This is a genomic window from Streptomyces sp. B1866, assembly GCF_031932565.1.
GTDB lineage: Bacteria > Actinomycetota > Actinomycetes > Streptomycetales > Streptomycetaceae > Streptomyces.
Map to the genome: position 1 here is coordinate 31,997 of NZ_JAVSCF010000024.1, position 8,532 is coordinate 40,528.

The 8,532-nt window shown below is 75.5% G+C and carries 8 protein-coding genes and 1 pseudogene; 2 read left to right on the top strand and 7 right to left on the bottom strand.

Going from position 1 to position 8,532, the window contains the following annotated elements; genetic code table 11:
* Nucleotides 1–389: 389 nt before the first annotated feature.
* The 5 genes from RKE29_RS06170 to sigE form a co-directional block, all read right to left on the bottom strand.
* Nucleotides 390–1,022: a hypothetical protein gene (locus RKE29_RS06170; protein WP_312004017.1), complete on the bottom strand. Its 633-nt coding sequence runs from the start codon at nucleotides 1,020–1,022 to the stop codon at nucleotides 390–392.
* 117 nt (nucleotides 1,023–1,139) lie between these two features.
* A complete protein-coding gene (locus tag RKE29_RS06175) occupies nucleotides 1,140–1,583 on the bottom strand; it encodes a sec-independent translocase (RefSeq protein ID WP_312004018.1) in 444 nt (147 codons plus the stop codon).
* 262 nt (nucleotides 1,584–1,845) lie between these two features.
* Nucleotides 1,846–3,486 (bottom strand): trypsin-like peptidase domain-containing protein, encoded by a 1,641-nt coding sequence (locus RKE29_RS06180; RefSeq protein ID WP_312004019.1) that lies wholly within the window; start codon nucleotides 3,484–3,486, stop codon nucleotides 1,846–1,848.
* 101 nt (nucleotides 3,487–3,587) lie between these two features.
* Nucleotides 3,588–4,469 (bottom strand): zf-HC2 domain-containing protein, encoded by an 882-nt coding sequence (locus RKE29_RS06185; protein WP_312004020.1) that lies wholly within the window; start codon nucleotides 4,467–4,469, stop codon nucleotides 3,588–3,590.
* Nucleotides 4,466–5,275: an RNA polymerase sigma factor SigE gene (sigE, locus tag RKE29_RS06190; protein ID WP_312004021.1), complete on the bottom strand. Its 810-nt coding sequence runs from the start codon at nucleotides 5,273–5,275 to the stop codon at nucleotides 4,466–4,468. The genes RKE29_RS06185 and sigE overlap by 4 nt, the downstream gene beginning before the upstream one ends.
* Nucleotides 5,276–5,406: 131 nt before the next feature.
* Here sigE and RKE29_RS06195 point away from each other — a divergent pair, with 131 nt between their 5' ends.
* Complete coding sequence (locus RKE29_RS06195) at nucleotides 5,407–6,072, top strand: O-methyltransferase (RefSeq protein WP_312004022.1); 666 nt, start codon at nucleotides 5,407–5,409, stop codon at nucleotides 6,070–6,072.
* A gap of 484 nt (nucleotides 6,073–6,556) precedes the next feature.
* On the opposite strand, the pseudogene RKE29_RS06200 reads toward RKE29_RS06195, so the two are convergent.
* Nucleotides 6,557–6,717, bottom strand: a pseudogene (locus RKE29_RS06200) (DUF3117 domain-containing protein); the annotation flags it as partial.
* Nucleotides 6,718–6,994: 277 nt separating this feature from the next.
* On the opposite strand from RKE29_RS06200, the gene RKE29_RS06205 reads away from it, so the two are divergent.
* Complete coding sequence (locus RKE29_RS06205; protein ID WP_312004023.1) at nucleotides 6,995–7,795, top strand: enoyl-CoA hydratase-related protein; 801 nt, start codon at nucleotides 6,995–6,997, stop codon at nucleotides 7,793–7,795.
* Nucleotides 7,796–7,875: 80 nt separating this feature from the next.
* On the opposite strand, the gene RKE29_RS06210 is transcribed toward RKE29_RS06205, so the two are convergent.
* Nucleotides 7,876–8,484, bottom strand: a complete 609-nt coding sequence (locus tag RKE29_RS06210) for a DNA-3-methyladenine glycosylase I (RefSeq protein WP_312004025.1) — start codon at nucleotides 8,482–8,484, stop codon at nucleotides 7,876–7,878.
* Nucleotides 8,485–8,532 lie beyond the last annotated feature (48 nt).

The window sequence follows — 8,532 nt, forward strand, 5'->3', positions numbered from 1 at the left end:
CCAGTCGAGCGGAATGCTCGGAGAGACGGGCTGCCCGTCCGCTGTGGACGGACGGGGCGGGCAGGCCGGGCGGGACCGGCCGCCCGGCCGGAACAGGCGGGCCGCTGACGCTCGACCGGAACAGGCGGGCGCCGGCCGCTCGACCGGAGCAGGCTGGCCGCTGGACGCCCGACCGGCGACGGGCGGACCGCCGGCCGGTCGAGCGGGCCGCGGCGCGCGGTCCGGCCGGACGGGCCTCCGGCCGGGGTGGCCGGACCGGGCCGGACAGTCCTCTGGCCGGGGCGGCGACGTGCGGCACTCCGGTGCGGGACCGTCACCCGCGGGGCGGGCCTCACCCTTTCGGGGTGGAACCGTCACCCGCGGGCGAGGCGAAACCCGCCGTGCGGGGGTCAGGAGACGTACGGGGCCCAGTCCTCGATCAGCGAGAAGCCGAGGCCGTACGCGCTCATCCCCCGGCCGTACGCGCCCAGGTGCACGCCCTGCGCCGAGCCGGCCAGCACCCAGCCGTACTCCGACTCGCGGTAGTGGAAGGGGGTGGGCGTCCCGTCCACCGGCAGTGACAGCCGCGACCAGCCCGGTCCGCTCAGGTCGTCGGCCAGCTCCCAGGCCAGGGCGGTCTGCTGGTCCAGCCAGTCCTGGCGCAGTGCGCGCTCCATTCTCGGCGGCCAGGTGCACGACAGCAGGCCGGAACCGGCCAGCCAGGCGGCCGAGCCGACGGATGTGGCCTCCAGCACGCCGGTGCCGTCCGCGCTGCGCCGCAGCGGACGGTCCGCGACGGTCACCACGACGGTGAACCGCTGCTGGGCGGGGTCGGTGTCGGTGCGCGGCGACGGCTCGTCGCCGTGTCCAGTCGAGCCGTGCTCGACGGTGCCGTCGGCCGCGGTGCCGACCTGGGTCAGCCAGCGTCGGCCGGTGAACGCCTCGTCGAGGCCGTACCAGGAAAACCCGGCCTCCAGATAGCCGGGTGGCGCGCTCGGCGTGTCGTCCGCCTTCTGTGCCCCTGCCCGACTCGTCGTCTCCATCTGCGCGTCAAGCCTCCTCATCGCCCTGCGTCCCAGGTGGCCCACCCCCCTCGGGCGACCTCACCCGGACACAGGGAGGATAGCCATAGGGTCGGACCCGGCTTGGCATACGGGGGATCAGGTGGCGTCGGAATCGAACGGCGGACGGTCCTCGCCGCCCGGCTCGTCCCGCTTGCGCAGCAGGTCAGAGCCGGTGGAGCCGGACGGTCCCGGGCCCTTGGCGGCGTCACTCTCCCGGCCGTTCGGAACGTCCGGGACCTCGGCGGGCTCCTTGCGCAGGTCGAAACCGTTGCGGATCTCCTTCAGGCCCAGGTCGTCGTCCAGGTCGAGCAGGTGCTTGCGCGCGAAGTTCCGCGGGTTCAGGTCGTCGAACTCGAAGTCCTTGAACTCCGGGCCCAGCTCGGCACGGATGTCCTGCTTGGCACTGTCGGAGAACTCACGGACCTTCCGGATGAACCGTGCGGCGTCCTGAATGGCCTTCGGCAGCTTGTCCGGGCCGAAGATGAGCACACCGAGGACGATGAGCGCGACCAGCTCCAGGGGCCCTATGTCGAAGAACACCGTGCCGCTCCTTGAAACGTCCGTGGCCCCCGTCCAGGCCTCCCGACCACGGTACCCGGCCCTCCTTGAGCACGGGGACGGTTCTCAGGGCGACTAACAGGAGAAATCCGGGGTAAACGGGAGGAAACAGGCGCGGTGCCGGTCCGGCCCGCCGCCGGGAGGGCGCGGCCCGGCCGCCGGGCACGGCGCGGCCGGCCGCCCGTGCGGGCGAAGGCCCGCGGTCACTCCCTCAGCGACCTCAGCGATCCGGCGGGCCCCGCCGTCACTCCTTGCCGCCGGCCGAACCGAGCGTCAGCTCGATGGTGCGCTCCCGGCCGTCCCGCAGCAGCGTCAGCCGGAGCCGGTCGCCCGGCCGGTGGCTGCGGATCCGGACGATCAGCTCCTGGTCGCTGTGTACCTTGACGCCGTCGACCTGGGTGATCACGTCGCCCGCCTCGATGCCGGCCCGGTCGGCCGGCCCGCCGGGGTTGACCGCGTCGCCCGAGTCGTCGTCGCGCACCCGCGCGCCGTCGCCCGAGTAGTCCCTGTCGAGGTAGACGCCGATCACCGGATGGGCGGCCCGGCCGGTGTTGATCAGCTCCTCGGCGACCCGCCGTCCCTGGTTGATCGGGATGGCGAAGCCGAGGCCGATGCTGCCGCCCTGGCCGCCGCCGAGCCCGGAACCGCTGTCGGCGGCGCGGATGGCGCTGTTGATGCCGATGACACGGGCGGCGGAGTCCATCAGCGGGCCGCCGGAGTTGCCCGGGTTTATGGGTGCGTCGGTCTGGAGCGCGTCGACGTAGCTGACGTCGCTGCCGTCCTCCTCCCCACCCGCGGTGATGGGCCGCTCCTTGGCGCTGATGATGCCGGAGGTGACGGTGCCCGCCAGGTCGTACGGGGCGCCGATGGCCACGACCGGGTCGCCGACCCGCACCGAGTCGGAGTTGCCCAGGGTCAGCGGGCGCAGGCCCGAGACGCCGTCGACCTTGATGACCGCCAGGTCGTAGCCGCTGTCGCGGCCGACGATGCGGGCCTCGGCGACGTCGCCGCCGTTGAAGGTGACGGATATGGTGCCGCTGGTCGCGGCGGCCTCCACGACGTGGTTGTTGGTGAGGATGTGGCCGGACCCGTTGAGTACGAAGCCGGTGCCGGTGCCCTCCTCGCCGCCGCCGCTGACGTGGATGGTCACCACGCCCGGCAGCGCCCGGTCGGCGATACCCGCGATGCTGCCCGGGTCGCGCTGCCGCTCGCCCGCCACGGCCTGCGGCAGCCGGACGGTGGTCCGGTCGTCGCCGCGGTGCCGCTCCAGGTACGTACCGACGCCGCCGCCGAGCCCGCCCGCGACCAGGGCGACCGTCAGGACGCCGGCGACCAGCCACCCGCGCCGCGGGGCGGGGGCCGGGGGCCGCCCGCCGGGCAGAGCGCCGAAAGCGGCGCCGGGCGCGGTCGGGGCGGTCGGGCCGGTCGGGGCGGTGGCCCAGGGGTCGTAGCGCAGGGGCTGCACGGGCGGGGCGGGGGCCCAGGGGCCGGGCCGGCCGTACGGCGGGGTGCCGTACGGCTCGGGGTCGTGGAGCGGGCGCACGGCGGGCGGCGGGCCGGACGGCCGCGCGGCCGGTGCGGACTCGGCGGCTCCGGGCACGGCCGGCGCGCCGGTGCCCGGCTCGCCCGGCGCCGGCTGGGAGGCCGCGGTCACCGTGGGTTCGCCGTCCGGCTGCCTCCCGTCGGCGACCGCGGGCTCGGCGACCGTGGGTTCAGCGACCGTGGGCTCGGCGTCCGCGGGGCGGGCGGGGGCGTCGGCCGGGCGGTCCTGGGGCGCGCCGGGACGGGCCGGAGCCGGGCGCTCCGCCGGGCCGGCCGGGTGGTCCGGGCGGCTCCACCAGGTCGGCTCGGGCCCGGGGGCCCTGCCCTCGTCCCCGTCGTCCATCATCTCTTCCCCCAATGTTCCCCGCGGCACAGCGGATCCGATTCAATCAGGTCCGCGAGCGCCGCGCAGGGGGGCCCAGGGGTGGCGGCGGGCGGCGGCGGTCAGTCCGAGGCCGCGGGCAGCCCGCGGTACGGCGAGGGGCTGGGCGTCGGCACGGCCTGACCGGTGCGCCCGTCCGGCAGCCGGGTGGACCGCGGCGGCCGCTCCGACGGCGCCGCCGACAGCAACGGCCGCGTCAGGGCGCCGGCGACCGGCAGCAGCAGCGGCGCGGGCACGTGGGCGGTGGCCGCCGGGCCCGTCGGGGAGGGCGTGGGGCCCGGCGTGCCGAACGTGCTGACGGCGGCCAGCAGGCCCACGTCGCGGCGTCCGCCCTCGCGGGTGCCCGCGTCCCGGCCGCCGCCGGCGGGGGCGCTGACCTGGCCCGCGACCGGGTCGGCGGCGTCGCCCGAGGAGTCGACGGCGGCGTCCAGCGGCAGGGCCGCGCCGAGCGCGAGCGCGGCCAGGGACACCGCCCCGGCCGCCGCGAAGGCGAACCGCCTGCGCGGGCCGAGCCGCTCCATCTCGTGGATTCTGAAGCCCCGCTCGCGCCCGCCCGTGACGGAGCCCGCCGTGGGCAGGAAGGCGAAGGCGTCCTCCGGGACGGACCTCGGCGCGAGCCCGGGGCGGGTCGCCGGATTCGGGGCGCGCCGCGCGGGCGCGGCGGCGCCACCGTCGCCGTGACCGTCACCGTCCGTGCCCGCGGCTATGGCGGCCATGCCCTGGAGCCGGGCCAGCAGGCTCTCGGACGGCAGCGGTGGCGGGCTCTGCGCGAACGCGCTCTTGAGCCGGCGCTGCACGTCTGCCTCGGCCTTGCACTGCGGGCACGTGGCCAGATGCGCGAGCACCCGCTCGCGCGCTTCATGTCCCAGCTCGCCGTCGACCAGTGCCGCGAGGCAGTCGCCGAGATGCTGCTCGGCGGGGGACGGACCGCCTGAACGCGTCACGCGATCCCGACCTCCCCGCTGAGCCCGGGGCGCGTGGCGGCCCGGGACGGGGTGACGGTGCGCTGCTCGCCGCGCGCGGCGGGCGACCGGTGCATGAGCGCCTTGCGCAGGTGGGAGCGGCCGCGGTGGATGCGGCTGCGGACGGTGCCGAGCTTCACGCCGAGGGTGGCGGCGATCTCCTCGTACGACAGGCCCTCGATGTCGCACAGCACGACGGCCGCGCGGAACTCCGGCGCGAGGGTGTCCAGCGCCTGCTGCACGTCCGCGTCGAAGTGGGTGTCGTTGAAGTGCTGCTGCGGGGAGGGCTCGCGGCTGGGCAGCCGCTCAGCGGCGTCCTCGCCGAGCGCGTCGAAGCGGATGCGCTGGCGGCGGCGGACCATGTCCAGGAACAGGTTGGTGGTGATGCGGTGCAGCCAGCCCTCGAAGGTGCCGGGCGTGTACGTCGACAGGGAGCGGAAGACGCGGACGAAGACCTCCTGGGTCAGGTCCTCGGCGTCGTGCTGGTTGCCGGTGAGGCGGTAGGCCAGCCGGTAGACCCGGGCGCTGTGGGTGCTGACGATCTGCTCCCAGGTGGGAGGCGTCCACGCCGGGGAGTCCGCGGCGGTGGCGAAGGTCGCGGTCGTCGCGGACTCGGCGGGCGCGCCTCCCGCGGCCTCGGGGCCGTGGGAGCGGGAACGGTCAGCGGTGTCGGTCACGGATTTCGGCTGGCCAGAGGTCTTGCGGAAGCGCCGCAGCACTCCCCGGTCCCCGGCCGCAGCCGCACCTCCCCTGTCGGCTCTGGTGGTCTCCAGTAGAGCCCCTACCATATCCACACCGCCCGTTAGCTCCGGATAAGCATCTTTGACTTGCATTTGGCGGTGAACCCCTCGGTTCTCCCACGCTTATCCAACGCCCGGTCCCATCTGCGGGTTCCCGCGCTCAACGGATAAAGTCGCCGTTGCGTCGACTACGGGGACAGGAGAGGGACATTACCGGCAACCGGCAGACGAGCTGGGCGTTCGCCGATGCGTTCGTCGCCGAGGACGCGGCCCTGCGCTGGGCCCGCGAGCGGGCCCGGGAGGCCGGGCTGCGCTCGGTGTCGTCCGGCACCGGCGCCGCGCTGCGGCTGCTCGCCGCCGCCGCGGACGCCAAGGCCGTCGCCGAGATCGGCACCGGCACCGGCGTGTCCGGAATCCACCTGCTGCGCGGCATGCGGCCGGACGGGGTGCTGACCACCGTGGACCCCCGGCCGGAGCGGCAGCAGTTCGCCCGGCAGGCGTTCCGCACGGCGGGCTTCGCCGCGAACCGGGCGCGCTTCATCCCCGGCCGCGCCCTGGAGGTGCTGCCGCGGCTGGCCGACGGCGGGTACGACATGGTCTTCTGCGACGGCGACCGGATGGAGTGCCTGGAGTACCTGGACGAATCGTTGCGCCTGCTGCGGCCCGGCGGGCTGGTCTGCTTCGAGGGCGTCTTCGCGGACGGCCGGACCGTGGACTCCGCCGTGCAGCCCCTGGAGGTGATCCGGCTGCGCGAGCTGCTGCGGACCGTGCGCGAGAGCCCCGTGCTCCAGTCGTCGCTGCTGCCGGTGGGCGACGGCCTGCTGTGCGCGGTCAAGCGCGGCTGAGCGGACGCTCAGGGCCCGCCCGCCGCGCGTGACGGGCGCGGTGGCGGGCGCGGGCGGCTGAAATCCGACGCCTCCGCCGGCTTCCGGGGAACCGGCGCCCGCATCCGTACGGACCCGGTACGGGCCGGTACGGACCCCCCCGCAAGGCCGCGCGGCGGCCGGTACGGCGCGTACCGGCCGCCGCGGCGACACAACGGGAGTGGGGTGGGCGATGCCCTAGGGCGTGTCTGGTGGATCAGGGTGGATCAGGGAGCGGCGTCCGGTGCTCCCCCAGCTATCGCTGGGAGGTACCCCCTGGATGCAAGGCGGAGGAGGAGAGCGCAGGGGGCACCTCCCAGCGATAGCTGGGGGAGGCACTGCGTGCGACGACGACAACGCCGCAGACGCGCGTACCGGGCGTCGCGAGCCCGCCCTGATCCACCAGACACGCCCTAGCCGACGACCTTCTTCAGCGCGTCGCCGAGCGCGTCTGCCTCGTCCGGTNACGACCTTCTTCAGCGCGTCGCCGAGCGCGTCTGCCTCGTCCGGTGTCAGCTCGACGACAAGCCGACCGCCGCCTTCGAGCGGAACGCGCATGACGATGCCCCGCCCTTCCTTGGTCACCTCGAGCGGGCCGTCGCCCGTCCGCGGCTTCATGGCCGCCATGCTCGTTCCCCTTCCTGAAACCAGCTCATCGCAGCCGACAACCCAGCTGTCACCGGCATCGAACACGTTGCTTCCCGGTCATTATCCCGCATGGCACGACCCGATGACCAACATCAGCAGGCAACGCCTCTGCGTCAGACATCACCAAAACCACTCAATTCGGGGAGGTCAGCGGGGATCGAACGGCGACGGCGCCCGGGCCCGCCCCGGGCCGTGCGGCACGCTGGACGCGGATCGCTGCCGCGCGGCCGGCAGCCGCGACGCGAGGAGGCTGACCATGGGCGGAACCGTGCTGTACGACCTGGCCGACGGTCTGGCGACGATCACCCTGAACCGGCCCGAGGCCATGAACGCGCTGGACACCGCCACCAAGGAGGCGCTGCTGGACGCCCTGCTGCGGGCCGGGCAGGACCCCGCCGTACGGGCCGTCCTGCTCGCCGGGCGGGGCCGGGCGTTCTGCGTGGGCCAGGACCTCAAGGAGCACGTCACCCGCCTGGCACAGGCCCGCGAAGGCGGCGGTCCGAGCGCGATGGACACGGTCTCCCGGCACTACAGCCCCATCGTCCAGGCCATCGTCCGCTGCCCCAGGCCGGTGGTCGCGGCGGTGGGCGGGGCCGCGGCCGGCGCCGGGGCGGGCTTCGCCTTCGCCGCCGACTACCGCGTCGTCGCCGACACCGCCACCTTCACCACCGCCTTCGCCGGGGTGGCGCTGAGCGCCGACTCGGGCGTCTCGTGGACCCTGCCGCGTCTGGTCGGCCACGGCCGCGCCGCCGACCTGCTGCTCTTCCCGCGCACCGTGGACGCCCGGGAGGCGCTGGAGCTGGGCATCGCCAACCGGGTCGTGCCGGCCGCCGACCTGGCCGCCGAGGCGGAGGCCGTCGCCCGGCGCCTGGCCGACGGCCCGACGCTGGCGTACGCGGCGATCAAGGAGTCCCTGGCCTACGCGGCCGGGCACAGCCTCGCGGAGGCGCTGGCGAAGGAGGAGGAGCTGCAACTGCGCGCGGGCGGCTCGGCGGACCACCAGGCGGCGGTGGACGCCTTCGTCCGCAAGGAGCGGCCGGTCTTCACAGGCCGGTGAAAGGCGCCCTCACGGGCCGCTGACCGCCCTCACGGCCACGGCAGACCGCCGCGGGGACGCGCGCCACGGCACGGCCGGGGTCAGGCGCGGCGGGCGGCGGCGCGGCGCACGTGGCAGTCCGCGAGGTGGTCGTCGACCAGGCCGCACGCCTGCATCAGCGCGTACGCCGTCGTGGGGCCGACGAAGCGGAACCCGCGCCTCTTCAGCTCGCGGGCGAGCGCCGTGGACTCCGGCGTCACCGGCGGCACGTCCGCGGCGGTGCGCGGCACCGGGCGGCCGGCCGGGTCGGGCGCGTACGACCAGATCAGCGCGTCCAGCTCGCCCTCGGCCAGCTCTGCGGCCACGCGCGCGTTGGCTATCGCGGCGGTGATCTTCGCACGGTTGCGGATGATGCCGGGGTCGGCCAGCAGCCGCGTCACGTCCGCGTCGGCGAACTGCGCGACCTCCTTGATCCGGAAGCCCGCGAAGGCGGCGCGGAAGCCCTCGCGGCGGCGCAGGATCGTCAGCCACGACAGGCCGGACTGGAACGCCTCCAGGCACAGCCGCTCGTACAGCGCGTCGTCGCCGTGCACCGGGCGGCCCCACTCCGTGTCGTGGTACGCGCGGTAGTCCGCCAGGCCCTCGCCCTCCAGGCCCCACGGGCAGCGCGGCAGGCCGTCGGGGCCGACGGCCGGGCCGGCGCCGGTCACGCCCCGTCCGCCCGGCGCGGCGGCTCCCCGCCCGGGCCGCCGTGCGGC

Bases quoted from the DNA above. Each gene is read 5' to 3' on its own strand.
- RKE29_RS06170 (WP_312004017.1), bottom strand. From the start codon at position 1,022: ATGGAGACGACGAGTCGGGCAGGGGCACAGAAGGCGGACGACACGCCG.
- RKE29_RS06205 (WP_312004023.1), top strand. From the start codon at position 6,995: ATGGGCGGAACCGTGCTGTACGACCTGGCCGACGGTCTGGCGACGATC.
- RKE29_RS06180 (WP_312004019.1), bottom strand. From the start codon at position 3,486: ATGGACGACGGGGACGAGGGCAGGGCCCCCGGGCCCGAGCCGACCTGG.
- sigE (WP_312004021.1), bottom strand. From the start codon at position 5,275: ATGGTAGGGGCTCTACTGGAGACCACCAGAGCCGACAGGGGAGGTGCG.